Genomic DNA, 25,899 nt, shown 5'->3' with positions numbered 1-25,899 from the left:
CCCTTAAGCAGTTTCCGCTGTTGCTATTTTTCTTAATTCTTGTTCAGTTTCAGTCAAACTTGCTTGAAACGAATCACGTTCAAAAACGCGTTCTGCATATTTATTAATTGCTTTGGTTTCAGTTGAAGTCAAGGTGATGCCCCAAGCAGGTAAGCGCCATAAAACCGGAGCAATGCAACAATCGACCAGCGTGAACTCATCTCCCATAAAATAAGGAGAAGATGTAAATGCTGGGATAAGTTGCACAAGGTAACTTGTCAATTCTTTCGCAGCTGCTTTTAAATCAGCACCTTTTCCAATTTCAAGTTTACGAACCAGGGGTGTCCATTCACGATCGAATCGATAAATAACGAGTCGTGCCTTAGCACGCGCTACTGGATAAACTGGCATCAAGGGCGGATGCGGAAAGCGTTCATCTAGATATTCAGTAATAATGTTTGATTCGTAAAGCACCAATTCACGGTCAATTAATGTGGGGACATTGCCATAAGGATTCAATTCTAATAAATCTTCAGGTTTACCGCGTGATTCAACATTGATTACTTCGTATGAAACTCCTTTTTCTGCCAAGACGATGCGCACACGATGACTATAAATATCTGACGCGCCGGAATACAACGTCATAACGGATCGTTTGTTAGTAATGATTGCCATGTTCAGCCTTCCTCTCATTAATACTTCTATCAACGCTAAAAAAAGATTTCTTTAGTCTGCTTATAAATAGGGTGAATGGATTGATCTACCTAACTACACTACTGGACACGATACGCAAGAAGAAGTGGCTGGGGGACTAGGATTCGAACCTAGGTTAGCGGAGTCAGAGTCCGCCGTCCTACCACTAGACGATCCCCCAAATGGATGGGGCTTGCCTCAATAAAAACTTATTGAGGCGGCCTCAATTAAAATCAAGGCAGATCTGAAAAAGGATAAATAATTAACGTTTAGAGTATTGCGTACCCTTACGTGCTTTATGTCTACCCACTTTTTTACGTTCAACTTCTCGTGCATCACGTGTTAAATAGCCTGCTTTACGTAATGATCTTCGAATTGGAAATGCACTTAAATCAATTTCACTTCCTTCTTCTACTACATTCCCTGCTTCATCACCTAATTCGTATTTGACGAGTGCGCGTGATATACCATGACGAATAGCGCCAGCTTGGCCATTCATTCCACCGCCAACCACGGTAATGTAAAAATCAAATTTAGTTTGCAAAGCAGTCACTTCAAGCGGTTGCTTCACAATCATACGTGCTGTTTTACGGCCAAAATATTCTTCGAGCGTACGATCATTAATTACAATGTTACCCTTGCCTGGCTTCATAAAAACGCGGGCTTTAGATGTTTTTCGTCGCCCAGTACCGTAAAAATTTTTCTCTAACATAGTCTTTCCTATTCTGCTTGGTCTAAATTAATTTGTTCTGGCTGTTGAGCTGTATGTGGATGATCGGTACCACTATACACCTTTAGCTTGCGCAGCATATCTCTACCTAACGGATTTTTAGGTAACATTCCCTTAACCGCTAATTCAATAATTTGCACGGGATTTTTTTGTTGTAACTTCTCATAAGTAGTTTCTTTCAAACCGCCTGGATAACCAGAATGTCGATAGTAAACTTTATCCTGAGCTTTTTTGCCAGTGACTTTAATTTTTTCGGCATTGATCACAACAATATAATCGCCTGCATCGGCATGGGGCGTAAACTCAGGCTTATGCTTGCCACGCAAGTATTTGGCGATTTGGGTCGCTAATCTTCCCAAAACTTTATTTGAAGCATCAACGAGATACCATTTATGTTCTGTATTTTCAGTGGTGGCAAAGTATGTCTTCATCATGAATCCTAAATAAAAAGAAACCTTTCAAAGCGCGAGAATTGTATAGGAAGCAATAAAAACACGCAAGTAGCGCGCCGCTTCCCTGTTTTTTATACCTATGAAGTCAAAGGTAAATATCAGATCAAAATATTTATTTTTATGTTTAACAAATTTCCAACCCCAGCTTATACCTTAACTTGTGCCATCTTAACAAAAAAAGCATAGTTTTTTCGGTATTTTTGCGTTTTTTAGCCAAAAAGACTCGCAAATTTCTGTAAAAATGTTATTTTAACCTGTGTCTTTTTACTTAGTGAGGAAAAAACATGGCCGTAAAGAAGTCTTCAAAAACGAAAAGGAAGTCAGCAAACGGAAAAAGTGCAACTTCTAAAATGACCGCAACATCCAAAAAAATGCCATCTCTCAAAGATCCTTTATCAAAAAGTAATATGATTCGAACTATTACCGATGTCACTGAAGTTAGTAAAAAAGATGTTGTTTCTGTATTGGATTGTTTGACGCAAGTCATTGAAAAGCATGTACGTTCTGGTGGTCCTGGAATATTCGTTATGCCAGGGTTATTGAAGATTAGTGTTGTCAAAAAGCCTGCAAGATCAGCACGTAAAGGCGTCAATCCTTTTACCGGCGAAGAAATAATGATTAAAGCACGGCCAGCTTACAAAGCAGTAAAAATTAAACCTCTAAAAAAATTGAAAGAAATGGTGGCTTAAGCTGTTTTGCTTAGAATAAAAAATCCCCTCAATTTGTTTTACCCATGAGGGGATTTTATTTTGTACGCTTTAAGCTTCTAACTCGGCTCTTACAACCTTAGCCAACTGTTCTGCTAATTGTTGTACATGTGGCCCATCTTCTCCCTCGACCATTATCCGAACTAGTGGCTCAGTACCAGACTTACGCAACAGTACGCGGCCCTTCAATCCTAAGGCAGCCTCAGCAGCTTTCACAGCTTCAGTAATGCGTACTTTATCAATGGAGCAGTCCAAGCGGCTCAGTTTAACATTGAGTAAGGTTTGCGGGTATTTAGTAAAGCCTTGACGGATCGTAGCAAGACTTTGATCGCGATGTCGCATTGCTGCTAAAACTTGTAATGCAGTAATAATACCATCGCCAGTTGTTGTCGTTGCTAGACACACAATGTGACCAGAAGGCTCGCCTCCCAAATGCCAACATCGCTTCATTAATTCACTCATAATATGTCGATCACCAACTGGTACGCGTACAAAATCTAAGCCTAATTGTTTTAAGGCTTGCTCAAAACCGAGGTTAGACATTACAGTCCCCACGACCCCGCCTTTTAAGGCACCGCTTAAAACGCGATCTTTTACGATGATGTAAAGCAACTCATCGCCATCAAGAATCGTACCTTGATGATCGATCATGACTACACGATCACCATCGCCATCCAGTGCAATGCCTAAATCTGCTTGTTCTTCGAGAACGCGTTGGCGTAACATTTCGGGATAAGTTGCGCCACAATCTAAATTGATATTGAGTCCATTGGGTTCAACACCGATTTCGATGACTTCAGCGCCAAGCTCACGAAATACATTCGAAGCTATATGATAGGAAGCACCTTGCGCACAATCTACGACAAGTTTAAGGCCCGTTAAAATCATGTCAGAAGAAACTGTGCTTTTACAAAATTCAATATAACGACCCGGCGCATCAACAACACGGATTGCTTTCCCAAGCTCTGCAGAATCCACTGTAGTCATGGGTTGTTCTAGTTGTTCTTCAATCGCCGCTTCTAAATGATCAGGTAATTTTGTACCTTGGGCTGAAAAAAACTTGATGCCATTGTCATAATAGGGATTGTGTGAGGCGCTTATTACGATACCGGCTTGGGCTCGCAGTGTCCGTGTAAGGTAAGCAATGGCAGGGGTAGGCATAGGGCCAAGTAGATGGGTATCAATGCCTGCGGCTGATAGACCTGCCTCTAAGACGGATTCAAACATATAGCCAGAAATTCGGGTATCTTTGCCAATTAAAACTTTGCCATTGCCTTGTCTGGCTAAGACTTTACCTACCGCCCATCCTAACTTTAAAACAAATTCTGGCGTAATTGGCCAGATACCGACACGCCCCCGAATTCCATCAGTGCCAAAATAACGTCGCATTTTATGTGACGTTTTCGAACTTTTATCAGCTAACACTTGTTCCATCTGTCGATGCCGTTCCTTTGTTTTCATCACCTAATTTAATTTGATCATCTGGCGTTGGCCCAATAACAATACCAGGACGCTCAGGAACCACCGTTTCGTGATGTTTGGCATCACGGGCACGCCAATTTGCCGGTTCTTTAACAGGACGATTGGCCATAATGTCGTGAATTTGATGGAGATCAAGCGTCTCATATTTAACGAGCGCCGTTGCCATTATATGCAACTTATCGATATTTTCTTTTAGGATTTGATCAGCCCGTTTATAATTACGACCTACAATACTTCTTACTTCAGCATCAATCATACTCGACATGGATTCAGATACTTCCTTATGACGCGTAATGGAATGGCCTAAAAAGACTTCTTCATCATTACCACCAATCGTCAAAGGACCAATCTTCTCTGATAATCCCCACTTCGTAACCATGTTACGCGCAATTTCAGTTGCCTTTTGAATGTCGTTGGAAGCACCAGTCGTTACTTTGCTCATCCCAAAAATAATTTCTTCTGCTAAACGGCCGCCAAACAAGGTAGAAATTTTACTTTCTAAGTATTCACGAGTGTGGTTGTATCGATCGGATTCTGGTAAGAACATCGTGACACCTAATGCGCGACCACGCGGAATAATGGTGACCTTATGGACGGGATCATGCTCTGGAACGCACAAACCAACGATGGTATGCCCTGCTTCATGATAAGCCGTTAATTTCTTTTCTTCTTCAGACATCACCATCGAACGACGTTCTGCACCCATAATTACTTTATCTTTCGCACGTTCAAAATCTTCCATATCGACAGCACGTTTGTTGGATCGTGCTGCGAATAGTGCAGCTTCGTTCACAATATTAGCGAGATCTGCACCCGAAAATCCCGGGGTTCCACGCGCAATGACGCTTACATCAACATCATCGGTGATGGGGACTTTGCGGCTATGGACACGCAAAATTTGTTCTCGACCACGAACATCCGGTAAGCCGACAATCACTTGGCGATCAAACCTACCAGGTCGCAACAATGCGGGATCCAATACATCCGGACGATTAGTCGCGGCAACCACTATCACGCCTTCATTACCTTGGAAGCCATCCATTTCCACAAGTAATTGGTTAAGAGTTTGTTCTCGTTCGTCATGTCCACCGCCCAATCCTGCACCACGATGGCGCCCTACCGCATCGATTTCATCGATGAAAATAATACAAGGTGCTTGTTTCTTGGCTTGTTCAAACATGTCGCGAACACGTGAGGCACCCACACCAACAAACATTTCTACAAAATCTGAACCAGAAATAGTAAAGAAGGGAACTTTGGCTTCACCGGCTACTGCTTTAGCTAATAAAGTTTTACCTGTCCCTGGAGGTCCTATGAGTAAGACGCCGCGGGGAATTTTACCGCCCAGCCGTTGAAATTTACTTGGATCTTTTAGAAAATCGACAAGCTCCTTCACTTCTTCTTTTGCTTCTTCACATCCTGCAACATCACCAAATGTAATTTTTACTTGATCTGCATTTAATAATCGAGCCCGTGAACGACCAAAGGAAAAAGCGCCTCCTTTGCCGCCACCCGATTGTTGGCGTAAAACATAAATCCAAATCGCAAACAAGAAAATCCAGGGTAGTAAATTTAAAAGATGAACCAATAATCCTGGTTGATCGGGTTGCTTACCTTTTATCACAACACCTTTATCAATCATTGATTGTAAAAGCGCTGGATCTTGTCGCATGGGAAGATAGGTTGTGAAAGCTTTATTGTTTTGGAACGTACCGGTAACATTTTGTTCAGTGACAGTTACAGAGCGCACGTTCCCCTGTTTAATGTCATTTAGGAAAGCTGAATAACTAATTCGTTCTTCAGTCTCGCGCTTTGGCCCGAAGTTATTAAAAACCGAGATAAGAATAATACCGATGACCATCCACAAAAGTATCGTCTTTACTGCGTCATTCACGTTGGTGGCCTCTTTAAAACAAACGGGTAATTCTTCTTTGCGTATTCATTAATGATACATAATCTACCGGTTAGAAACTAGAAATGAGCGTTAGCACGACTCAAATCAGCAGTTTTTTGCAGCAAAAAGATTAAAACGCGTTTTATTTAACCTTTCTCATGCTCGCAACAACGTACACTTCTCTTGATCGTGAACGTGAGGCTTTTGGTTTTCTAATCGAAACTTGTTTAAACGATTGTTTAATATCTAAAATCAATTGATCAAAGCCCTCACCTTGAAAGACTTTGATCAATAAACCCCCTTCTTGATGAAGCACTTGCAAAGCAAATTCTAATGCTAATTCAGCAAGATACATAGATCGCGGAATATCGACACTTTCATTGCCACTCATATTGGGAGCCATGTCAGAAATAACCCAATCAACTGGATGCTTCTCTTCTGTTACCCCAAGAAAACTTAGTAAGTCGGTAACAAAATTTTCTTCTGTAAAATCGCCCTGCATAAATTCAACAGAAGGTAATGCTTCCATGGGTAAGATATCAATTGCAATAACTCGTCCTCGGGGTTTGATATAACGTGTAACAATTTGTGACCAGCCACCCGGTGCCGCGCCTAAATCGACAATCATCATTCCCGGTTTGAATATACGATCACGCTCTTGAATTTCAATTAACTTAAACGCTGCACGAGAACGATAACCTGCTACTTTAGCTTCTTTAACAAAGGGATCAGAAAAATGTTCTTGCAGCCAACGACCGCTGCTGCTTCTTCTTTTTGCCATTAGAGATAGGCTACTTCAATAATTTCGTAAACAGTCGTACCTTCAGGGGTCTTCACTTCAACACTATCACCTTCAAACTTTCCAATGAGGGCACGCGCCACGGGAGAAGTAACTGAAATCATATTTTCTTTGATGTCTGCCTCATCCTCACCCACAATTTTATAACGAAGTTTACCCGTATTATTTTCAAGGACGACAGTGGTACCAAAAATGACTCTACCGGTATTTTCAATTTGCGTAACATCAATGGTTTGAGCATTCGAAAGCTTAGATTCAATCTCTTTGATACGACCTTCAACAAAGCTCTGCTGCTCTCTTGCTGCATGATATTCCGCATTTTCTTTCAAATCACCATGTGCCCGAGCTTCAGCTATAGCGTTAATAATTTTGGGACGCTCCGTTTGTTTTAAACGGGTTAACTCCTCTCGCAACTTTTCCGCACCCACAACCGTCATAGGTATTTTTTGCATAGCGAATAACCTCTACGTGGTTTACCACTGTTTAATTAATTTAAAGTTGATTAGCTAAAACTTCATGTCATCAAAAAATTGTTTGACTTTATTAAACCACGAGCTAGAACGAGGATTATGTTTGTTATTCGCTGACATGGTTTTTTCAAACTGTTGTAGCAATTCCTTTTGTTTAGCAGTTAAATTTACCGGTGTTTCAACTTGAACTTTACACATTAAATCGCCTTGTCCCCCGCCTCGTACAGAAGGTACGCCCATCCCTTTAATGCGGAATACTTTATTCGTTTGCGTCTCAACAGGAATTTTTAATTTTACTCTTCCGTTTAAAGCTGGAACTTCAAGTTCACCACCCAGTGTTGCAGTTGTGAAACTTATGGGTACTTCGCAATATAAATTTTTGCCATCGCGTTCAAATAAGGGATGAGGTTGAACTTGAATTTGAATATACAAGTCACCTGCAACCGCTCCCGTATCACCTGCTTCTCCTTCACCACTTAAGCGAATTCGATCCCCGGTATCAACACCAGGCGGAATCTTGACAGATAATTTTTTATTTTGTTTGCGCCTCCCATGTCCATGACAACTTGGACAAGGACTTTGGATCACTTTACCTTTCCCATAACATGTTGGACAGGTTTGTTGAACTGAGAAAAAGCCTTGCTGAATGCGAATTTGACCATGACCACCGCAATCCCCACACGTTACGGGGGTTGTTCCTGGACGGGAACCGCTTCCTCGGCAGTCTATACAATGAATAAGTGTAGGAATAGAAACTTCTGCTGTTTTGCCAAAAACTGCATTTTCGAGTGTTATTTCCAGCGTAAAAAATAAATCCGATCCGCGCGCAGGCCCGCCGCGTCCACCCCCAAAAATATCGCCAAAGATATCACCGAAGATGTCACCAAAATTCATCCCGCCCGCGCCACCAGCGCCCCCAAAACCGCCGCCTCCTTCCATGCCGGCATGACCAAATTGATCATACGTCGCACGCTTACGAGGATTGGATAAAACTTCGTATGCTTCTTTAATTTGTTTGAACTTCTCTTCAGAAGTATGATCATCAGCATTACGATCAGGATGGTGTTTCATTGCTAAGCGACGATAAGTTTTTTTAATTTCTTCTTCGCTTGCGTTGCGGGTTACGCCCAACGTCTCGTAGTAATCGCGCTTACTCATATTTATATTTCACTAAATTTAAATTAAAAAGGGAGCTCAGGAAAGCAAATTCCTGAGCTGCCACTTTTTATAGACTAAATAATTAAGAGTTATGAATCTCGCTTTTCATCATCTTTAACTTCTTCAAATTCAGCATCGACAACGTTTTCACCTTGTTTTTGGGAAGGTTTGTCTTGCGCCCCTTCACCCGGCTGTTGTTGTTGCTGCTGTTGAGAAGATTGTTGTTGTTCAGCTTGACCTTGCGCATAAAGGCGTTCTGCCATTTTCGAAGACGCATCGGTCAGCGCTTTAGTCTTCCCTTCAATCTCATCTTTATTATCGGTTTTCATTGCTTCTTGTAATGATTGAATTTCTTTCTCAATCGCAGACTTTTCTTCAGGAGTTACTTTGTCACCCGCCTCTTGCATGGATTTAGTCACGCCATGAATTAAATTATCGGCTTGGTTACGTGCTGTCACTAGATCATGGAACTTACGATCGTCGGCTGCATGTTCTTCCGCGTCTCTTACCATTTTCTTCACTTCATCTTCACTCAATCCCGAAGAAGCTTGGATTTTAATAGATTGCGCTTTGCCTGTAGCCTTATCTTTCGCTGAAACATGCAAAATACCATTGGCATCGATATCAAAAGTAACATCAACTTGCGGCATACCACGGGGCGCCGGTGGAATATCTGTTAAGTCAAAACGGCCCAATGATTTGTTCGCTTGCGCCATTTCACGTTCGCCTTGCAAAACGTGAATCGTAACGGCAGTTTGATTATCTGCAGCGGTTGAAAACACTTGCGAAGCCCGTGTTGGGATGGTCGTATTTTTTTCAATAAGCTTTGTCATAACTCCACCCATGGTTTCAATCCCCAGGGAGAGTGGTGTAACGTCTAATAATAAAACGTCTTTAATTGCACCGGATAAGACCGCGCCTTGAATTGCCGCGCCCATAGCCACCGCTTCATCAGGATTAACGTCTTTACGCGGATCTTTACCAAAGATTTTACGTACAGTTTCTTGCACTAACGGCATACGTGATTGGCCGCCAACTAAAATAACGTCATCAATTTGGCCTGTATCAGCACCTGCGTCTTTTAAGGCAATCTTACAAGGCTCAACAGTTCGTTGAACGAGATCTTCCACCAAGGATTCCAACTTGGCACGAGTGATTTTAATGTTCATGTGCTTTGGACCACTGGCATCAGCAGTAATGTAAGGAAGATTAACTTCGGTTTGTTGCGTTGAAGAAAGCTCGATCTTGGCTTTTTCAGCTGCTTCTTTCAAACGTTGTAACGCTAGAGGATCGTTACGCAAATCAATAGCGGATGACTTTTTGAATTCATCAATTAAATAATTCATGAGGCGTTGGTCAAAATCTTCACCGCCTAAGAAGGTATCGCCATTGGTAGATAATACTTCAAATTGATGTTCACCATCGACTTCAGCAATTTCGATAATAGAGATATCAAATGTACCGCCGCCCAAATCATAGACAGCAATCTTACGGTTACCAGGCTTCTTATCCATACCAAAAGCGAGCGCTGCAGCTGTCGGCTCATTGATGATCCTTTTGACTTCTAAGCCAGCGATACGTCCAGCATCTTTAGTTGCTTGACGTTGCGAGTCGTTGAAATAAGCAGGAACTGTGATCACCGCTTCTGTTACTTCATGACCTAAATAATCTTCAGCTGTTTTTTTCATTTTCATCAAAATTTGAGCGGAGACTTGTTGGGGAGCTAAATCTTTATTGCCTAATACCCTGACCCACGCGTCACCATTCTCAGCACGAACAATATCATAGGGCACTGTTTCTTTCATGCGACGAACGACTTCTTCTTCGAAGCGACGACCGATCAAACGCTTAACTGCATAAATGGTATTTTTTGCATTGGTGACTGCTTGATGCTTCGCCGGCTGACCGACCCGAATTTCACCATTATCAAGATAAGCAACAATTGAAGGGGTCGTACGAGCACCTTCTGCATTTTCAATAACTTTTACCTTGTCGCCTTCCATTACTGCGACGCAAGAATTAGTAGTGCCTAAATCTATGCCTATGATTTTGTTCGTTGCCATGTTCTTCTCCGTCATAATCTATGTGTTACACATAAGGGCGTTTCAGGATTTTTCAATATCTATTTAGCTTATTCTTCGTTTTTTGAAACAATCACAAGAGCCGGTCTTACCAAACGGTTATTTAAAAGGTAACCTTTTTGCAGAACGCCCACGACGGTTCCAGGTTTAACCTTAGGATTGTATTGCATGGAAATAGCTTGCTCATGCTCAGGGTCAAACGGTTTATTTAACGGATTGATTTGCACAATGCCAAATTTTTCAAGCGCGGTATAAAACATTTTTAAAGTGAGCTCGACCCCTTCAAGAATAGCTTTTGCTTCTTTTGGCGCCTCGCTTGATATACAAAGTTCCAAGCTATCAATGATAGGCAAAAGCTCAGTTACAAATTTTTCTAAAGCATACTTATGAGCGTTTGCTATATCACGCTCAGTACGGCGGTGATAATTCTCATTATCCGCTTGCATCCGCAATATGCGTTCCCAATGTTGGTTAGATTTTTGTTCCGCTTCCTCTAACTTTTGCATCAGTTCTTCATAAGAAGGATGGGTGAGGAGCGGAGATGGCTTCTCGCCTGATTCGATTTCGTCATTTTCGGGTTCATTATGAGGCCGTTTAGGCATACAAGGCTCCTATCTTCTGTCCAGTTTAGCAATTATTACCTTCATATTGGGACAAAATATCGAGATTCAAGCGGATAATTCAATCTTTTCAAGTCCGTTAGTCCAGCGTAAAGGCTATGAATTAATCTTTATTTGATCTAATGTATTGAAGAAATAATAGGAAATAATCCATGTCCCAATTTAAGGTAGTAGGAATAATGGCCAGGGTTAAAAACCCAGGGGTTATCGAAACGGTTGAGACACTGATCCATTATCTTCAAACACTCAACCAACCTTTAATTGTTGAAGCAGAAACAGCGCAAGCCTTGCAGCGTTTAAATTTACCTAGCGCGGCACGTGATACTTTGGGGGAGGTTTCCCAGCTTGTGATTGTTGTAGGTGGGGATGGTAGTTTGTTGCAAGCTGCACATGCAGTGGTTGATTATGGTACACCTGTATTAGGCGTCAATCGGGGTCGTTTAGGATTTTTAACAGACATTCACCCTAAAAAATTAGAACAAATTAAAGATATTCTGGATGGGAACTTTAGACTAGAAAAAAGATTTCTACTTTCTGCCACAGTCACGCATGAAGGGAAGACGCTAGGTCAAAGTGCCGCTTTAAATGAAGTAGCCCTCATCCCGGACAGTGTCCCGCACATGAATGAGTTTGAAATCTACATTGATGATCAGTTTGTTTGTAGTCAAAATTCAGACGGTGTTATCATTGCAACGCCCACAGGGTCTACGGCTTATGCCCTCTCTGGAGGCGGCCCAATACTGCACCCTCAACTTGATGCGATTGAAATTGTGCCTATGTTTCCGCATTCATTGAGTATCCGTCCCTTAGTTATTGCAGGAAATCATGTTATTACAATTGCTATATCACCAACCAATACAGCTATCCCTAGGTTGACTTGTGATGGACAAGCTTTCATCTCAACCCCCCCTGGGACAAAAATTCGCATCGCGAAAAAAGAGAAATGCTTAAATCTTATTCACCCCGTGGGTTATGATTATTATGAAACATTGCGCAGCAAGCTTCACTGGGGACATAAACTCCATTAATTGGAATCATCGTCTATGCTGACCCAAATTCACATTCGCAATCTCGCAACCATTGAAGAACTAGAATTACAATTATCCCCAGGTAGCACAGTTATAACGGGCGAAACGGGTGCTGGCAAATCCATCTTTATTGAAGCCATTGAGCTTGCGCTTGGCGCGCGAGCTTCGGGAAATTTAATTAGAACAGGTAAAGATAAATTAGAAATTGCTTTGTCATTTGACGTTAAACTTTTTCCGAATGTTATTACGTTACTAAACAATGCTGATTTATTACTTGATACACATGAATGTATCATTAGACGCGTCATCACAAGTGATGGACGCTCACGCAGTTATGTAAATGGCACGCCGCAACCTTTGCAACTCGTAAAAGATTTAGGTGAAATGTTATTTCATTTACATTCACAGCATGAACAGCAAGTCCTCCTCCGAGCAGATGCGCAACGCGATATTTTAGATCGTTATGGGGACTTACTTCCAATTGCTCAAGATGTCAAGCACGCAGCTGAACAACAGCGCGATTTAATTAAGCAAATGGAAGTATTAACTGCTCAACAAACAAACCAACACTTACGACGTGATTATCTACAATTTCAATTACAAGAATTAAGCGCACTCCATATTTCACCCGAAGCATGGGCAAAGCTTGAAATTGATCATAAGCGTTTGAGCCATACGGAAGAATTAATTCGCGATCTGCAAGGAAGTCTAGTCTTTCTTTCGCAAGACGATGGAGCCATTTTAAGTAAGCTTTCAGATCTTAAAAAATTGATGGAACAAATCATCCGCTTTCAGCCTATTGCGCTTCAGTGGGTTCAATCCATTGATACAGCGCTTATTTGTTTAACTGATTTAGAAAATGAATTGAATCATGCGCTCAATGATTGTGAGGCTAATCCGAAAGAATTGGAGCGTGTAGAGTTACAAATAAGCCGCATTCATGATTTATCCCGCAAGCATAAAACAGCACCGCAAAATTTGATGCGTCTCGCAGCAGAAATGAATGAAGAATTGAATCTTTTAATTAATAGCGATAGCAAATTACAACAATTAAAAGATGCCTGTGACGTTGTTGAAAAGGATTATATTAAACGAGCCAGCCAATTAAGCACGAAACGACGGCAAGCCGCTTTACGTTTAGAGAAAGAAATAACAAATACGATTCGTTCACTTTCCTTACCGCATGCTGAATTTAAAATTCTATTTGAAGAAGACCAAGAATCTTTTTCCCAGCATGGATTGGAAAAAATTATTTTTTTAATTAAAACGAATCCCGATCAAACTTTACAACCTTTAAGTAAAGTTATTTCAGGCGGCGAGCTTTCGCGCTTAAGTCTTGCTGCACATTTAGCATTAGCTGAAAAAACATCCATTCCAACCCTCGTTTTTGATGAAGTTGACACAGGATTAAGTGGCGCAGCCGCACACCAGATTGGGCAATTGTTAAGAAGGTTAGGTGAAGGCTTTCAAGTTTTCTGTATAACCCATCAAGCACAAGTGGCCTCCTTTGGACATCATCATTTATTGGTAGAAAAACGTTTTATCGATACACGCACGCACACACACTTGCGATTTTTAAATAATGAAGAAAAAACCGCTGAAATCGCCCGGATGTTAGGTGGGGAAAAAATTACCTCAAAAACCTTAGCGCACGCGAAAGAGTTACTTTATGGCATGTAAATCAGGTTATCCCTAACGACATTTACTACAAATGCCATAAATATTTAAACTATGGTCCGTAATGGTAAAATCTGCGAGTTTAGCAATATGCTCTTGTCTTGCTTCTATCACTTCATCCACAAATTCTTCAACTTGACCACACTTTACACATACCAAATGATCATGATGGATCCCAAAATCCAATTCAAAAACAGATTGGCCACCTTCAAAATTATGTCTAACCACAAGCCCTGCAGCTTGGAATTGTGTCAAAACCCGATAAACGGTTGCCAATCCAATTTCTTCACCGGAGTCTAATAATAAGCGATAAATATCTTCAGCACTTAAGTGCTGGGTCTTCTCACGCTCTAAGATTTCTAAGATTTTTCGACGAGGTACCGTGCTTTTAAGGCCAGCCTTTTTTAAATTGGAATGATCCAAAATCAACTCCTCTGTTACATATCCTTTGTTATCACATTAAATTCCATTAGAATGACGCCAAATCTTTAGTTGAGTCATTTTACATGAATAAAATTATTTGTATTATTTTAGCAACGCTTTTTTTATCCGGTTGCTTTTTGCGCGTTCACAAAATGGACATTGAACAAGGCAACATTATTACTGAGCGGGACGTTGCACGCCTACACACTGGCATGAGTGTCCAACAAGTTAAAGCGGTTATGGGTAACCCTCTCCTGATTAATTTGTTTTCGCCTTCGCACATGTCATACGTTTACACTTTTCAAACAGGATATCAAAAAATGCATGTAAAACGCGTTGATTGCATCTTTAATAACAATATTCTTCGCGAAATCAATGAGACCCAAACTTAAATTTTCTGATTTTGCAGAGCCTTTTTTCGTCTAATCTCTTTAGGATCGATTAAGAGCGGACGGTAAATTTCGATGCGATCGAAGGCTCTGACCCGATCCGAAAGCTGACAGCGTTTGCTAAAAATACCAACTTGTAGGCACCCCTGTTTCAATTGAGGAAAATTCTCTAAAATACCCGATTGGTTAATGACTTCAAGAATGGTGCACCCTTGCGTCACTTTCAATGCAACCAAGCATTGTTGAGCAGACGTTACATACGCCACCTCAACAATAATCATGTCATTCTTTGCCATACAGCTCAGTCGCTCGTTTACAAAAAGCCTCAACTAAAGTATTAGCTATATGCTGAAACACAGGCTGAAAAAATCGATCAATTAGCCCACCTGCAAATTCAAACTCTAAATCTAAGATAATTTTACACGCTTTGACGTCAAGCGATTGAAAATGCCAAATACCATCAAGATGCTTGAGTGGGCCATTAACGAGACAAATTTCCATGCGATCGAAAGGGTGCAAAATATTGCGCGTAGTAAAAGTTTTGTGAATGCCTTTCCAATTAATTTCTAACGAAGCGATCACTTCATGTTCAGTACGACTTAAAATTTTGCTTGACTGACACCATGGTAAAAAACGAGGATAATCCTCAATATTGTTAACCAACTCAAACATTTGGCGATTTGAGTAAGGAACGATAGCATTTCGATGCAACGTATTCATAAGATCCTTTAACCGAACTGACTTATTTTAGAATTGACAAAGCCCAAGGATGATCCATTACTAAATTTTTACGGTTTATTATAGTATTTCGATTGAAGATCATGCAAAGTTCACGCAAAATGGGGCAATTGAAAATCTCATGGCAACCCATGCACCGATAAACCATGGCGTTAAAAATTCATGAGTATATATATCACAGATGAAAAATAAACAAAAATCAGACACAAGCATTACTGTCAATCGCAAAGCTCAACACGAATTTTTTATTGAAGACCGTTTTGAAGCCGGCCTTGTCTTGGAAGGCTGGGAAGTTAAAAGTTTACGCGCTGGTCGCGTTCAACTGGATCAAAGCTATGTCTTACTTAAGTATTCTGAAGCTTGGCTTTTTGGCGCGCTCATTAATCCCCTCAATACTGCTTCGACCCATATCAATCCAGATCCGCAACGTTCTCGAAAACTTTTGCTCCGTAAAAAAGAATTAAATAAATTGATAGGGAATGTTGAACGAAAGGGTTATACCCTGGTTCCTCTTTCACTCTATTGGAAAGATAACCGTGTCAAAATGGAAATAGGACTTGCCAAAGGTAAGAAGGAGCATGATAAGCGTGCGACCCTTAAAGAGCGAGATTGGCAACGAGAAAAAGCCCGGATCCTTAAAAAAGGATAAGTATTTGCTATATTTGGCTATCAACGCTAAATTAGCTAAGTTATCAAATGGATGAGATGGCATGAATTTCTTCTGCAAATGGCTATTCCTTTTACTTGTATCCCATTCGGCTTTTGGTCATGGCGAAAACACACCCGGCCCCCATCAAGGCTACATACGCATGCCGGGCGCTTTCCATACCGAAGTCATTCCTCAAAAAAATGGCATTAAGGTCATGTTGCTGGATATCAATTTCAAAAATCCTATGACTTCCAATTCTTCTGTAAAAGCTATCATTCAAAATGCGGGCGGTGAACAAAGCTTTACCTGCAAGGCCAGAAAAAATTATTTCTTTTGCCCTATTGCCTTAAGGTTGTTACTGCAAAAAGGGACGTTGCAAGTATTAGCCAAACGAAAAAATATCCCCGGCGCCCCTGCTGATTACCCGCTTCCCCTCACCCGTTAAGATAACTTGAAATTAAGTCCTTTAATGCATACCATGCAAAGGTTGATTTAATAATTTTCTTATTTAATCAATTATACTTTTCTTGGGGGCGACCTGGTTTCGACGTGGGTTGCAAAGCTTAAGGTGCATGTCGAGGACGTAACTACCCTCGTAAAAAATGTTACAAACCATATAGATGCCAATTCAAAACGCATCGCTGTTAACGACAGAAACTTCTTTGCTAAAGAAGAACTGTTAGCCGCCTAAAAACCGGCGCAGCCCATCCACCGATTGTGCTTATACGATCGGCAAGTTTGCGAAAGCAAATGGCGGATGGTCATATTATATAAGCTCGCAATCTGGTCTGCCTGAGACCTGATTGCTAAATAAAGAGGGCTCGCTGCTTTAACGCTTTCCTGTCAGGGAAGAAGCAGCCAAACTTAAAGACAGGATAAACATGTAGATCCGAGAGTAGAGGATTCGCGGACGCGGGTTCAATTCCCGCCGCCTCCACCAAATTCAGTCAGATACATCTCACATCCAATAGGCCTTGAAAAGAAGGCCCTTTTTATTCTTATCCGGCGTAACCCGGGTTGGGACTGCGTTTCACCTCAGGTTACTTGCTGGGATTGACTGAACTGAATAGATAGTTAAGGCTTTCCCGGGTTACACGCTTCGCGTTCCACCCGGGCTACCTGCTTAGTAATAAAATTTATTACGGAGAACAACCTGACTTTGACTGTATATTAGGTGAAATTAATAAATTAGGAATAGTGATTAACAAATCAATTAAGCTTAGTTGAGACAATTCCGATGAAAGCTAATGAAAAAATAAAAAAATGCGTTGCTTTTTTACAATTAAAACAAGCGGATGACAGGTTTGAGTTGCCGGAACTTGTTTTTTTTGTTTTTTTTGAAATAAACAAAACGAAATATACCTATGTTGTTACTGCAAATATGTTCCCCAAATACTTTGAAACGATAAACGATGGTTTTTTGCGGTAAATTATAAAATTGACTGTCTAATGATAAAAGACATCGAGGTTTAATTTTTTTGAATAATTGTAATATTTTATTGGCTAACTTCATTAATCTACCAAATTTTAGCAGTTGCTGTATAACCATCTCGATCAAAATGATAAATTTTATACCCTATTTTCTTATCTGTTTTTAAATCTGTAGATCCCTTTTGCCATTGAAGACAAGTCGCTGGTGATGACTCAATCATAATATTGTTATGTTTAAACCGATAATCTCCATGCACATGACCACAAATAATAAGCTCCACTTTAGTTCCTGTAACAATATCCCAAAAATCTTTATTATTTTTCAAAATATAATTATCAATAGTGGAGTACCCACAGGAGCAGGATGGTGATGCATCACAATGGCTATTTTTTTATCGACAGGAACTATGATAAGCTCATTTCTTAACATATTTAATTCTGATTGAGATAATTGTCCGTCATCACGACCATCTATCTTAGTATTAAGAAATAGTAGATGCCAACCAGGTAAAGATAAGCGTGTCTCACGATTAAAATTTTTAGCCTTTTTAAAAACCGCCTCTAATTGACCAAGATCATCATGATTCCCTGGTATCCAATAAACTGGAATATTCAAAGGTGAAATATGTTCAGTAATCTTTTTATAAGATTCTGCCGTTTCATCTTACGATAAATCACCTGTAAGAAAAATCATATCTGCATCATGGCTATCTTCATGAATGAATTTTTCGATTACCTCTTTAAATTTAACATTACTCTTCACACCGAACATATTCAGCTCATCATCAGCGAATAGATGCGTATCAGTTATTTGGATAATTTTCACGGTACCATCCATCAATGTTGTTTGTTTATGATATTTATTATCACCAGAAACATTTTCACTAAAAACAGTCATGGGATTGTATGCAAACTCAAAAGAAAAGTAACCGGCTAACTGAAAAATCCTGTCCATAAATCGATGCTATCTTAAAAGCAAAGCATCACGCATTAATAAAACGATTATCATTAATCCAATTAGAGGAGTGTATAATCCTAATCTATGCGTTGTGTAAATCATGAGTTGCCTTATCAAACTTAAACCCTTGTTTCACAGAACTCCCATTTCATTAATCTAATTGGAGCTAAGTTCCTAAGGGCGAGTGAAGCTGCAAAATTAAAACAGTAGCATTCATAAAGTAGAGATTAATAGCTACCCATCTGGCGCAGGTTTAAACAAAGATAATTTTTTGAATTTTAGGTTTAGCATATTCGGCCTCACCGACTTCAACACTTAAATTACTTATCGGCTGAAATTGAGCTTCGCTATGGGTATGACCACATAAGACTAAAAATTCAATGGCTGGATTTTCCTCTGCAACTTTCATTAATACATCGCCCACAACTTTTGAGCTAAAATAAGGTAGCCAATCGTCGTCGCTTATTTTTTTATTATGTAAGCAAGCTTCTTTGAAGGGCGGCACATGCGTTAACACAATTATTTTTTTTGGATTTTTGCTAATGGCTTGAATTAAATTATTCTGTAAAAGGATAGCGTCTGCATCTGCTAACTGCTGCATTTTTTCGAATAAGTGGAATTTTCCAAGAATTTTCTCTTGAAATAAGTCAGCAATCATACGACTGTCGTTAAGCGAAATTCGACTATTTTGATAATTACCGAGTCGCCCGTCTGCCCAACCATCTTGACCCAGTAAAATTGTATTATTATTTAATTGTTGGATACCAGCGCCCGGTAGCCAGAATAATTGATCATGTATTTGCAGATGCATCATCGTAAGCATGGCATCACGAACAGCTTGGATTTGACCACGATAATAATCATGATTTCCCAAGATGAAATAAATTGGCTTACTGATGTAGTCCACCATCTCATTTAAAATATCGACGACGCAGGGTGCTTCGGCAATATCGCCACTGATTAAAACACCATCACATTCAGAATGAATAATGTCTTGGTAAAATTTTTGTCGGGCATCTTGATCAATAAAATTAAGGTGAATATCGGTCAACCATGCGAGTTTCATAAACGCATTATCCTTTCGTCGCGATTACTATTACTTGTTTTATAAAATGGAATGCTAATTTATATTCATTGAATTAATTTTATAAATTAAATGTCAATTTCAATGAAACCGCCTCGCGCGAGCCTTTGTTTACACCCTGAATGATATAGCGCGGACCAGCTATAGCTATATTTTCATTTTGAATCAAGACATGAGCATAGCTTCCATCGATTGTAATCATTTTATTTATTTCATAACCCATGGAAGCACCAACAACGATACTATCGCCGGTATCAATTTGGTAATGAGGATTGCCAGCTGATTGACTGAAAGTGCTGGCAAGACGCAACACCCATTTAGGTGTAATACGATAATGACTACCCAGTGTTGCCAACCATGTATCGCGCAAATAATAAGGAATACTGCCATTTAAAATAGTTGGCTGCGTTCCTAACAAATTTGCAACACCGTACACATGCACTTGGGTAATGGCACTCCATTGAATATATTGAATCGTAGAAATTAATCCCAATTTGTCAGTAAAGAAATGGTTGATTGAAAATACACTACGGGCTGGTGTGCGTAATTTAAAATGATAGTTGTTTGAAACTACACGTGGATTCCCTTCATAAATACTTGTTCCACTCAAACCATAAGTTGTCATACTGCGATAATTAAATCCGAGAAGCGTAGTTGGACTTGCTTTAAATAAAAAACCAGCATTGAAGCCCAGACCGCTTCCATCACTTTTATTACTGCTTTGGCTATCGGCAATGTTAGAACCGGGAAATCCAATAATAGGCTGCGCATTAAACTTTGCATATGAAAAATTGACCCCCGCGCCTATTGAAAGAAATTCATTTATTTTAAGAGCTAAGGCTGGCACCACATCATAGTCTTGAATAGTATTATTGGCTTGAACGTAACGAAGAATTGAATTTTCTTCCGCGTTTCGATTAGCAGCGTTAGATACTATAGCAAGGCCAACCACAATGTTGCTTGTCGCCGGTACACCTAAATAAAATGAAGGAGAATGAACCCCAGTATTTGAGCTCGAACGACCCGATTCAGATGTGTTAGTAGCCAAGAGTGTAGAGCGACCCGTAAATTGAGTGTGAAAATGGGCAAATGTTTCTTGAGGAATAAATTGAGGATTTTTCAAAAGTACTAAAGCAGCTGGATTGAAATAACTTGCTGTTGCATCATTAACTACAGCGGTCCCTAATGTCGATTCAATGAAAGAACCATAGGCGGTCAATGACAATAACATCAAGCACGCAAATAGAAAATTAGGGAGCTTGATAATCCTTCTTCCTATCCATTTCAAAGTCATCCTGACTTCCCGCTTTACCTATAAGATGATTAGCATAACAAAATATTAGCAAGTTAACATCGCTCTTGTAACTGATGTAATTCCCGAGCATTAACTTAGGAATATATGATCATCCTAAAGTTGGCCTTCGCTCTCTCACCACATTTGCAGATAAATTTGAATCATTTTCTTGACCCTTATCAGGCGTTTGTTTCGCGCATTTGGGTTCTTCGTAAGCTCTATTTTCTTGCACCCTACTTGAGTGATTCGAATCATCCAAATTAGTATAGGTATTTCGGATCCAATATTGACTCAATGTTCTTGATAAACTGGGCCGTTCTGATTTCGATGTTAAGGACACATCTTCTTTTTTTTGTATCGGTCGAGATTTATAAAACCGTAGAGAAAAATATTTTGAAAATTTCGAGTGATTGCCTCCAATAGTAGACTTTAACAGAGATTTATCATGCGCATAAATATAACCAATCACTTTATGAACTTTTTTGATGGACTCTTTATCTAAAGTTTTTAGTGCTTTTTTTCTGGCTGTGAAGTCTACTGTAACATGATTATTATTATTAGGATCATGCTTTGGTTCGTCTTGAATGCTAGTCATGAACCCTTGATGTCCGAGTTTTGCAAAGTCGGACATGGAATCTTGGATGGTCTTACTTGCTCTAGTCTGTAAATCAGCAAATTGTTGCAGCAATGTTATTTGTTTACAGACAGAGTAACAGAAATTACCAAGATTTTCTTTGCCATTACCAACTTCGCAAAATTCTAAGGTTTGAGATGCTATCGATGGGATTGGTAGGTATTGTTGAAGTGTACTAATATGATGGTTATATTTCTGAAAATTGAGTGTCATATCAAATAAAACTTCAACCTTACTCATAATGGCGCGACTTGGCACTGACAGATTGGGTCGGTCGCTTCCACCAAAAAGTTTGTCCGGCATCATGTATAAAACATTATAAGTAGCATAAGCGTTGAAAAAATCATTAACATCAAGATAAGCTTGCAAATACGCTATATATCGTTCGCATGCCATTAATGCTTTGGTGACAGAAGTAAAAATTTGATTATTAATATCAGCAGTAATACTTTGAGTAATATGATTATAGAGGCCAGCATATTGCTGCCAAGACCGACTATTCACATCAAATTGATTGGGTATTTCTCGATTTAATAAATATCGAACAAAATCACTGAACGCATTTTCTACATTTTCATTATTAGTTATGTAAAAATTAAGTAAATCAATTTGATCGCACAAAGCTTGGTTATGTAAATTGCTATTACATGCGTTCGTAATACAACTGATATAATCTAGTTTTTTTGTTTGGTCTTTCAACCGTGCTGAATATACATTGATTAAATTTGGAGGTGATAATTGTCCTAAGCTTAAATTGGGGATAATGTTAAGCAAAATCTGGAGTATTGAATCTGAATAATTTTCTAGATCAATATGTTCATCATTTGCTATTCGTTTAATTATTTCCTCCAATATAGAAAGATCAGGTTCAGAAATCAGCATAATTTTCTGTTTAAACTCGCTAAGCTTATCATTGTTTAAATTTTTAATTTGCTCTAAAACCTTGATTTTTTGTTGAGCCATTTCTTCAATACTAATTTGTGCAAGCAAACTCTTAAACTCGTTATTAAAAACTTCAGCGGAGGAATTCTGGCTCATGATATGAGTAAAGATCTGCTTACTGATATAACCCAACCTGACAAGATGCTCCAATTTTCCTTTAATATCTTCAGGCTTCATATTTTTATATTCAAAGCGCCTGTTCTCAATAAACTTAACTAATGCTAAATCATCAGTAAGAGGCAATAAATCTTTTTGGAGGAAATCAATCTCAAAATCAGGACGCTGAGCATTGGCAACTTGGCAGAAAGCAAAAGTAGCGGTCTCTGTTGCACAGTTAGCAGCCCTGTCTTTTGCTTTCTCATAAAGTGCAAGCACGTCATGATACTTCGACAAGTTTTTTTCTGACCCCAGATTAAGAATCAATTCTTCTATTTCACTAAAAAATTCGGGTGTAGATCCGCTTTTATTAAAATTTGCTTCTAAATCTTTGATCTGATTAGAAATAAATGTATTATTTTTTTGTGATCTTTCTAACACAGTGCACCATTATGATTAAGTTATAATTGGAGCACACTATACGGTTATAAAATTAAGACACAATTAAGAGAATCTTAATATTGGCTGTGTTAAGACTAGAATGCCCCCTCTGCCACTAAACAAAATACTCTCATTTCTAGAGTTAATAATATATTAACAACTTTCAGTTTTTTTTAATTTGTATTATCAAATAAGTTGATGGATAACGATGACCAATATTTCTTAAGTAATAAAAAGAATCACAATTTTTTAATTACTAGAAAAACTCCATACTTCGCCCACTTAAGGAGATAGGTATCTCTCCGTTGAAATGGGCTTTCCTGATAGATTTTAAATTTTTTCGCTAAGCCCTGATGCCTTGTGATTTATACGGCCGATAAGTCTGGAAGCCTGCAATCCAATTTTTCTCTTTTTTCTACCAGGTAAACCAAATACTATCATTAATGGGTTAGCGGTGTAAGCCAGAGCTTTGGCATTTCAAATCTTTTACTAATCCACCAGGATATCTTCTATCAATTGGAATTAATTTAAGGATTATTAATGAAAAAACATCATGAAGAAAAACGCAAACGTATGCAGCTTTGGAAATGGCTGGTTGTTATTTTAATAGTATTAGCCATGCCACTGTTTTTTTCATACTACCGTGAAGCACAACTACAACAGGTTTTAATAGAAACTGCGCCGCAAAATTAACAAACTACTTATTGCAAATCCAATTAAAATACAATGCGCACGCTTTCAGCAGTAGCGCAGTAAAGGAAGCTACTGCCTCTCAAATTTTTCTATACTGTTAATATTGAGCAAAATTGATCAAATATTTAAGGTATCTAGTCAGTATCCTAATGACGTAAATAACAAATGCAAATGAGCGAGCGTAAAGCATGAATTATCATCACCAATTGAATAACGTCCTTAAGTACATCGGCAAGCATTTAGATGAAAAACTTACTTTAAATCAATTGAGTACGATTGCCTGTTTTTCCAAATATCATTTTCATCGTTTATTTACAGCATACACTGGATTATCTTTACAACAATATATTCGTTGGCTGCGCTTAAAACGCGCTGCACATCAACTCATCGTTGATAAAGATCAATCTATCATTAACATCGCAATCGATGCGGGATTTGAGTCGCATGAAGCTTTTTCACGGGTATTTAAACAAATCTGCGGAATGAGCCCTAGCGACTTTAGAAATCAATCAAGCTGGCAAGTGTGGGAAAAGCCCCCGTATTTATTGCCTGTATTAGGTGAAAAGACAATGAATGTAACGATAAAAAATATAAGTGCAAAACGATTAGCGGTCATCGAACATCGTGGCGATCCTAAACACGTAGGTGCTAGTGTCAACAAATTAATTAAATGGGCCAAAACGCAACCGTTGAATCTGAAACCGCAAGCCGGTGACGCTTTTGGGTTTGCTTATGATGACCCTCATACGACACCTGCAGAAGATTTTCGTTTTGATCTTGGTATTACAGTACCAAAGAAGTTTGTGTTAACCGGTGAAATTGTTGAAAAACAATTACCTGCTGGACGTTACGCTGTGACTATGCATAAAGGGTCACGTGATCAAATTGGAAATACCGTATACGCATTATATCGCGATTGGTTACCGCAATCAGGTGAACAATTAGGTGAACTACCCTGTATTTTTTGCTACTACAATTTTGATCATGAAGTCGCAGAAACCGAATTACTTACGGAGTGTTGGCTATTATTAAAATAACGCGACTGGATTAAGTTATATTTGAAACATATAAGTGTTAGGAATAGAAATGAGGGTATTGACTCTTATTTGTTGATATCTTCAATTTGCCTAGCTATAGCAGTAATTTTTATTTTCCAAATTGTAATGACTGGACATATAAAATGTTGCCCACAGAACATGTAGGATGTTTCTGATGGGCAATATTAATTACATTTCTTTCTCTCCCTCAAAAGTTAAGGTATTTTTATCTCTTCGAACTCTTTCAATGCTCGCTCATCGACGGGATGGAAGAGTGGATTAAACGTCTGTTATCATGCTTAGTAATGCTAATTAAATTTTAATAACGTTAGACATACATTGAATGAGCATTTCAGGGCTTACCGCCATCTCTCATTCATTTGGATACACCAATTAAATGGTTGGGGGCCGAAGGCTATGACTCAAAGAATTGCTGCATTCACTCAAGCGCCACATGTGGTTAAGGGATCATTATTTGCAATTGTGGCATTTTTTTTCATGGCCCTTTTTGGAATTTTGACAAAAGTTGCCTGCGAAACAGGCGATGCCATTTGGGTTAGTTTTATTACTTATAGTATTGCAACAATGGGTACAGCATTGCTTATTCTGCCACGCGGAATAGCTGCGCTTAAGTCAAAACATTATTCCTATCTTATTGCACGTGCCGTAATAGGCACTACGGCAAGTTTTCTTTATATGATTTCCATGCATTACATTCCTATTATAAACTCCACTTTGTTATTTAATACCGCACCGTTATTTATTCCATTGCTAACCGTCTGTGTTCTCAAAATTCCAATAAAAAAAAATATTTGGTGCGCCGTCTTGATTGGATTCATCGGGATCCTCGTCATTATTAAGCCAGGCGATAATATCTTCACGGATCCGGGTAATCTGATTGGATTATTGTCAGGATTTGCCTTAGCAGTTGCCTATTTGTTTATGAAATTGTTGACATCAACTGATACTGGATTACGTATTGTTTTTTTTTATTTTTCGATCGGAACATTAATGCAAGTTCCTTTATTGTGGCTCACAGACAATCCCCCATCTACTCTTACATTTTGTTATGCAAGCTTAAGTGGTGTAATGTTAATGGCAGCTCAACTTGGTCTTGTCAGAGCATATAAATATGCTGACGCTTCACAAGTTGGGGTTTATCAATATAGTTCTGTCGTTTTTGTCGCAATGATGGAATGGTTGATTTGGTCGCGAGCACCGGGCCTCTTAGATTATATAGGATTTGTTCTAGTAAGTGTCGCAGGTATTTTCATTATCTTCTCTTCAAGAAACAAAGTAAAAAATAAAGATGTTTACTAA

29 protein-coding genes, 1 tRNA gene and 1 other RNA gene are annotated in these 25,899 nt (G+C 39.2%); 11 read left to right on the top strand and 20 right to left on the bottom strand.

Going from position 1 to position 25,899, the window contains the following annotated elements; genetic code table 11:
• Positions 1–3: 3 nt before the first annotated feature.
• The 4 genes from H0W64_00830 to rplM all read right to left on the bottom strand — a co-directional run bounded on the left by H0W64_00830 (position 4) and on the right by rplM (position 1,833).
• Positions 4–654, bottom strand: a complete 651-nt coding sequence (locus tag H0W64_00830) for a glutathione S-transferase N-terminal domain-containing protein (GenBank protein MBA3660253.1) — start codon at positions 652–654, stop codon at positions 4–6.
• 125 nt (positions 655–779) lie between these two features.
• Positions 780–853: transfer RNA gene (locus tag H0W64_00825), tRNA-Gln, on the bottom strand.
• 81 nt (positions 854–934) lie between these two features.
• Positions 935–1,384 carry a 30S ribosomal protein S9 gene (gene rpsI / locus H0W64_00820; protein MBA3660252.1) on the bottom strand — a complete coding sequence of 150 codons (450 nt, stop codon included), beginning with the start codon at positions 1,382–1,384 and terminating at the stop codon, positions 935–937.
• An 8-nt stretch (positions 1,385–1,392) separates the two neighbouring features.
• A complete protein-coding gene (gene rplM, locus H0W64_00815) occupies positions 1,393–1,833 on the bottom strand; it encodes a 50S ribosomal protein L13 (protein ID MBA3660251.1) in 441 nt (146 codons plus the stop codon).
• Between the two features lie 305 nt (positions 1,834–2,138).
• Between rplM and H0W64_00810 the strand changes: the two genes are divergently transcribed.
• A complete protein-coding gene (locus H0W64_00810; protein MBA3660250.1) occupies positions 2,139–2,543 on the top strand; it encodes an HU family DNA-binding protein in 405 nt (134 codons plus the stop codon).
• A gap of 69 nt (positions 2,544–2,612) precedes the next feature.
• On the opposite strand, the gene glmM is transcribed toward H0W64_00810, so the two are convergent.
• The 7 genes from glmM to grpE form a co-directional block, all read right to left on the bottom strand.
• Positions 2,613–3,950: a phosphoglucosamine mutase gene (glmM, locus tag H0W64_00805; protein ID MBA3660249.1), complete on the bottom strand. Its 1,338-nt coding sequence runs from the start codon at positions 3,948–3,950 to the stop codon at positions 2,613–2,615.
• A 25-nt stretch (positions 3,951–3,975) separates the two neighbouring features.
• Positions 3,976–5,904, bottom strand: coding sequence for an ATP-dependent metallopeptidase FtsH/Yme1/Tma family protein (locus H0W64_00800; GenBank protein MBA3660248.1), 1,929 nt, complete (start codon positions 5,902–5,904; stop codon positions 3,976–3,978).
• A 175-nt stretch (positions 5,905–6,079) separates the two neighbouring features.
• A complete protein-coding gene (rlmE, locus tag H0W64_00795; GenBank protein MBA3660247.1) occupies positions 6,080–6,718 on the bottom strand; it encodes a 23S rRNA (uridine(2552)-2'-O)-methyltransferase RlmE in 639 nt (212 codons plus the stop codon).
• Complete coding sequence (gene greA / locus H0W64_00790; GenBank protein MBA3660246.1) at positions 6,718–7,188, bottom strand: transcription elongation factor GreA; 471 nt, start codon at positions 7,186–7,188, stop codon at positions 6,718–6,720. The genes rlmE and greA overlap by 1 nt, the downstream gene beginning before the upstream one ends.
• Before the next feature lie 54 nt (positions 7,189–7,242).
• Positions 7,243–8,364, bottom strand: a complete 1,122-nt coding sequence (gene dnaJ / locus H0W64_00785; GenBank protein ID MBA3660245.1) for a molecular chaperone DnaJ — start codon at positions 8,362–8,364, stop codon at positions 7,243–7,245.
• An 89-nt stretch (positions 8,365–8,453) separates the two neighbouring features.
• Positions 8,454–10,427 (bottom strand): molecular chaperone DnaK, encoded by a 1,974-nt coding sequence (dnaK, locus tag H0W64_00780; GenBank protein ID MBA3660244.1) that lies wholly within the window; start codon positions 10,425–10,427, stop codon positions 8,454–8,456.
• 68 nt (positions 10,428–10,495) lie between these two features.
• Positions 10,496–11,047, bottom strand: a complete 552-nt coding sequence (gene grpE, locus H0W64_00775; GenBank protein MBA3660243.1) for a nucleotide exchange factor GrpE — start codon at positions 11,045–11,047, stop codon at positions 10,496–10,498.
• 170 nt (positions 11,048–11,217) lie between these two features.
• On the opposite strand from grpE, the gene H0W64_00770 reads away from it, so the two are divergent.
• The gene (locus H0W64_00770) at positions 11,218–12,093 is read left to right on the top strand and encodes an NAD(+) kinase (GenBank protein MBA3660242.1); all 876 of its coding nucleotides are present in this window, start codon (positions 11,218–11,220) and stop codon (positions 12,091–12,093) included.
• 15 nt (positions 12,094–12,108) lie between these two features.
• A complete protein-coding gene (recN, locus tag H0W64_00765) occupies positions 12,109–13,773 on the top strand; it encodes a DNA repair protein RecN (protein MBA3660241.1) in 1,665 nt (554 codons plus the stop codon).
• Positions 13,774–13,785: 12 nt separating this feature from the next.
• On the opposite strand, the gene fur is transcribed toward recN, so the two are convergent.
• Positions 13,786–14,193 carry a ferric iron uptake transcriptional regulator gene (gene fur / locus H0W64_00760; protein MBA3660240.1) on the bottom strand — a complete coding sequence of 136 codons (408 nt, stop codon included), beginning with the start codon at positions 14,191–14,193 and terminating at the stop codon, positions 13,786–13,788.
• A gap of 83 nt (positions 14,194–14,276) precedes the next feature.
• On the opposite strand from fur, the gene H0W64_00755 reads away from it, so the two are divergent.
• Positions 14,277–14,585, top strand: coding sequence for an outer membrane protein assembly factor BamE (locus H0W64_00755; protein ID MBA3660239.1), 309 nt, complete (start codon positions 14,277–14,279; stop codon positions 14,583–14,585).
• Here H0W64_00755 and H0W64_00750 read toward each other — a convergent pair.
• Positions 14,582–14,878 (bottom strand): RnfH family protein, encoded by a 297-nt coding sequence (locus H0W64_00750; protein ID MBA3660238.1) that lies wholly within the window; start codon positions 14,876–14,878, stop codon positions 14,582–14,584. The genes H0W64_00755 and H0W64_00750 overlap by 4 nt on opposite strands.
• Positions 14,865–15,302, bottom strand: coding sequence for a type II toxin-antitoxin system RatA family toxin (locus H0W64_00745; protein ID MBA3660237.1), 438 nt, complete (start codon positions 15,300–15,302; stop codon positions 14,865–14,867). Before H0W64_00745 ends, H0W64_00750 begins: the two co-directional genes overlap by 14 nt.
• 199 nt (positions 15,303–15,501) lie before the next feature.
• Here H0W64_00745 and smpB point away from each other — a divergent pair, with 199 nt between their 5' ends.
• The 4 genes from smpB (at position 15,502) to H0W64_00725 (ending at position 17,398) form a co-directional block, all read left to right on the top strand.
• Positions 15,502–15,969, top strand: a complete 468-nt coding sequence (gene smpB / locus H0W64_00740) for an SsrA-binding protein SmpB (GenBank protein MBA3660236.1) — start codon at positions 15,502–15,504, stop codon at positions 15,967–15,969.
• A 61-nt stretch (positions 15,970–16,030) separates the two neighbouring features.
• Positions 16,031–16,414 carry a hypothetical protein gene (locus tag H0W64_00735; GenBank protein ID MBA3660235.1) on the top strand — a complete coding sequence of 128 codons (384 nt, stop codon included), beginning with the start codon at positions 16,031–16,033 and terminating at the stop codon, positions 16,412–16,414.
• Positions 16,415–16,498: 84 nt separating this feature from the next.
• Positions 16,499–16,909, top strand: a transfer-messenger RNA (tmRNA) gene (ssrA, locus tag H0W64_00730).
• A gap of 297 nt (positions 16,910–17,206) precedes the next feature.
• On the top strand, positions 17,207–17,398 hold the full coding sequence (locus H0W64_00725) for a hypothetical protein (protein MBA3660234.1): 192 nt from the start codon (positions 17,207–17,209) through the stop codon (positions 17,396–17,398).
• A gap of 88 nt (positions 17,399–17,486) precedes the next feature.
• Here the strand turns inward: H0W64_00725 and H0W64_00720 are convergent, their stop codons facing one another.
• The 6 genes from H0W64_00720 to H0W64_00695 all read right to left on the bottom strand — a co-directional run bounded on the left by H0W64_00720 (position 17,487) and on the right by H0W64_00695 (position 22,849).
• Complete coding sequence (locus tag H0W64_00720) at positions 17,487–17,726, bottom strand: hypothetical protein (GenBank protein ID MBA3660233.1); 240 nt, start codon at positions 17,724–17,726, stop codon at positions 17,487–17,489.
• Positions 17,723–18,016, bottom strand: coding sequence for a metallophosphoesterase (locus H0W64_00715; protein ID MBA3660232.1), 294 nt, complete (start codon positions 18,014–18,016; stop codon positions 17,723–17,725). The genes H0W64_00720 and H0W64_00715 overlap by 4 nt, the downstream gene beginning before the upstream one ends.
• Positions 18,017–18,064: 48 nt before the next feature.
• A complete protein-coding gene (locus tag H0W64_00710) occupies positions 18,065–18,355 on the bottom strand; it encodes a hypothetical protein (GenBank protein MBA3660231.1) in 291 nt (96 codons plus the stop codon).
• Between the two features lie 256 nt (positions 18,356–18,611).
• Positions 18,612–19,424: a metallophosphoesterase gene (locus H0W64_00705; protein ID MBA3660230.1), complete on the bottom strand. Its 813-nt coding sequence runs from the start codon at positions 19,422–19,424 to the stop codon at positions 18,612–18,614.
• Between the two features lie 79 nt (positions 19,425–19,503).
• A complete protein-coding gene (locus H0W64_00700; GenBank protein ID MBA3660229.1) occupies positions 19,504–20,673 on the bottom strand; it encodes an outer membrane protein transport protein in 1,170 nt (389 codons plus the stop codon).
• A 172-nt stretch (positions 20,674–20,845) separates the two neighbouring features.
• Positions 20,846–22,849, bottom strand: a complete 2,004-nt coding sequence (locus H0W64_00695) for a hypothetical protein (GenBank protein MBA3660228.1) — start codon at positions 22,847–22,849, stop codon at positions 20,846–20,848.
• A gap of 540 nt (positions 22,850–23,389) precedes the next feature.
• On the opposite strand from H0W64_00695, the gene H0W64_00690 reads away from it, so the two are divergent.
• The 3 genes from H0W64_00690 (at position 23,390) to H0W64_00680 (ending at position 25,899) form a co-directional block, all read left to right on the top strand.
• Positions 23,390–23,542 (top strand): hypothetical protein, encoded by a 153-nt coding sequence (locus H0W64_00690; protein MBA3660227.1) that lies wholly within the window; start codon positions 23,390–23,392, stop codon positions 23,540–23,542.
• A 188-nt stretch (positions 23,543–23,730) separates the two neighbouring features.
• Positions 23,731–24,579: an AraC family transcriptional regulator gene (locus tag H0W64_00685; GenBank protein ID MBA3660226.1), complete on the top strand. Its 849-nt coding sequence runs from the start codon at positions 23,731–23,733 to the stop codon at positions 24,577–24,579.
• Between the two features lie 417 nt (positions 24,580–24,996).
• Complete coding sequence (locus H0W64_00680) at positions 24,997–25,899, top strand: DMT family transporter (protein ID MBA3660225.1); 903 nt, start codon at positions 24,997–24,999, stop codon at positions 25,897–25,899.

This window comes from Gammaproteobacteria bacterium, assembly GCA_013816845.1.
GTDB lineage: Bacteria > Pseudomonadota > Gammaproteobacteria > DSM-16500 > DSM-16500 > Aquicella.
The sequence above is the reverse complement of the archived record's forward strand: the minus strand, read 5'-3'. Positions and strand labels throughout refer to the sequence as shown.

Excerpts from the sequence above, each read along its gene's own strand:
- H0W64_00830 (MBA3660253.1), bottom strand. The coding sequence starts at position 654 with ATGGCAATCATTACTAACAAACGATCCGTTATGACGTTGTATTCCGGC.
- H0W64_00705 (MBA3660230.1), bottom strand. The coding sequence starts at position 19,424 with ATGAAACTCGCATGGTTGACCGATATTCACCTTAATTTTATTGATCAA.
- dnaJ (MBA3660245.1), bottom strand. The coding sequence starts at position 8,364 with ATGAGTAAGCGCGATTACTACGAGACGTTGGGCGTAACCCGCAACGCA.
- rplM (MBA3660251.1), bottom strand. The coding sequence starts at position 1,833 with ATGAAGACATACTTTGCCACCACTGAAAATACAGAACATAAATGGTAT.
- H0W64_00745 (MBA3660237.1), bottom strand. The coding sequence starts at position 15,302 with ATGAATACGTTGCATCGAAATGCTATCGTTCCTTACTCAAATCGCCAA.
- H0W64_00800 (MBA3660248.1), bottom strand. The coding sequence starts at position 5,904 with ATGGTCATCGGTATTATTCTTATCTCGGTTTTTAATAACTTCGGGCCA.
- H0W64_00690 (MBA3660227.1), top strand. The coding sequence starts at position 23,390 with ATGAAAAAACATCATGAAGAAAAACGCAAACGTATGCAGCTTTGGAAA.
- H0W64_00810 (MBA3660250.1), top strand. The coding sequence starts at position 2,139 with ATGGCCGTAAAGAAGTCTTCAAAAACGAAAAGGAAGTCAGCAAACGGA.
- H0W64_00735 (MBA3660235.1), top strand. The coding sequence starts at position 16,031 with ATGAATTTCTTCTGCAAATGGCTATTCCTTTTACTTGTATCCCATTCG.
- smpB (MBA3660236.1), top strand. The coding sequence starts at position 15,502 with ATGAAAAATAAACAAAAATCAGACACAAGCATTACTGTCAATCGCAAA.
- dnaK (MBA3660244.1), bottom strand. The coding sequence starts at position 10,427 with ATGGCAACGAACAAAATCATAGGCATAGATTTAGGCACTACTAATTCT.
- glmM (MBA3660249.1), bottom strand. The coding sequence starts at position 3,950 with ATGCGACGTTATTTTGGCACTGATGGAATTCGGGGGCGTGTCGGTATC.
- greA (MBA3660246.1), bottom strand. The coding sequence starts at position 7,188 with ATGCAAAAAATACCTATGACGGTTGTGGGTGCGGAAAAGTTGCGAGAG.
- rlmE (MBA3660247.1), bottom strand. The coding sequence starts at position 6,718 with ATGGCAAAAAGAAGAAGCAGCAGCGGTCGTTGGCTGCAAGAACATTTT.
- H0W64_00700 (MBA3660229.1), bottom strand. The coding sequence starts at position 20,673 with ATGTTATTGTCATTGACCGCCTATGGTTCTTTCATTGAATCGACATTA.
- H0W64_00750 (MBA3660238.1), bottom strand. The coding sequence starts at position 14,878 with ATGGCAAAGAATGACATGATTATTGTTGAGGTGGCGTATGTAACGTCT.
- H0W64_00685 (MBA3660226.1), top strand. The coding sequence starts at position 23,731 with ATGAATTATCATCACCAATTGAATAACGTCCTTAAGTACATCGGCAAG.
- rpsI (MBA3660252.1), bottom strand. The coding sequence starts at position 1,384 with ATGTTAGAGAAAAATTTTTACGGTACTGGGCGACGAAAAACATCTAAA.
- H0W64_00725 (MBA3660234.1), top strand. The coding sequence starts at position 17,207 with ATGAAAGCTAATGAAAAAATAAAAAAATGCGTTGCTTTTTTACAATTA.
- H0W64_00770 (MBA3660242.1), top strand. The coding sequence starts at position 11,218 with ATGTCCCAATTTAAGGTAGTAGGAATAATGGCCAGGGTTAAAAACCCA.
- recN (MBA3660241.1), top strand. The coding sequence starts at position 12,109 with ATGCTGACCCAAATTCACATTCGCAATCTCGCAACCATTGAAGAACTA.
- grpE (MBA3660243.1), bottom strand. The coding sequence starts at position 11,047 with ATGCCTAAACGGCCTCATAATGAACCCGAAAATGACGAAATCGAATCA.
- H0W64_00755 (MBA3660239.1), top strand. The coding sequence starts at position 14,277 with ATGAATAAAATTATTTGTATTATTTTAGCAACGCTTTTTTTATCCGGT.
- H0W64_00710 (MBA3660231.1), bottom strand. The coding sequence starts at position 18,355 with ATGGACAGGATTTTTCAGTTAGCCGGTTACTTTTCTTTTGAGTTTGCA.
- H0W64_00680 (MBA3660225.1), top strand. The coding sequence starts at position 24,997 with ATGACTCAAAGAATTGCTGCATTCACTCAAGCGCCACATGTGGTTAAG.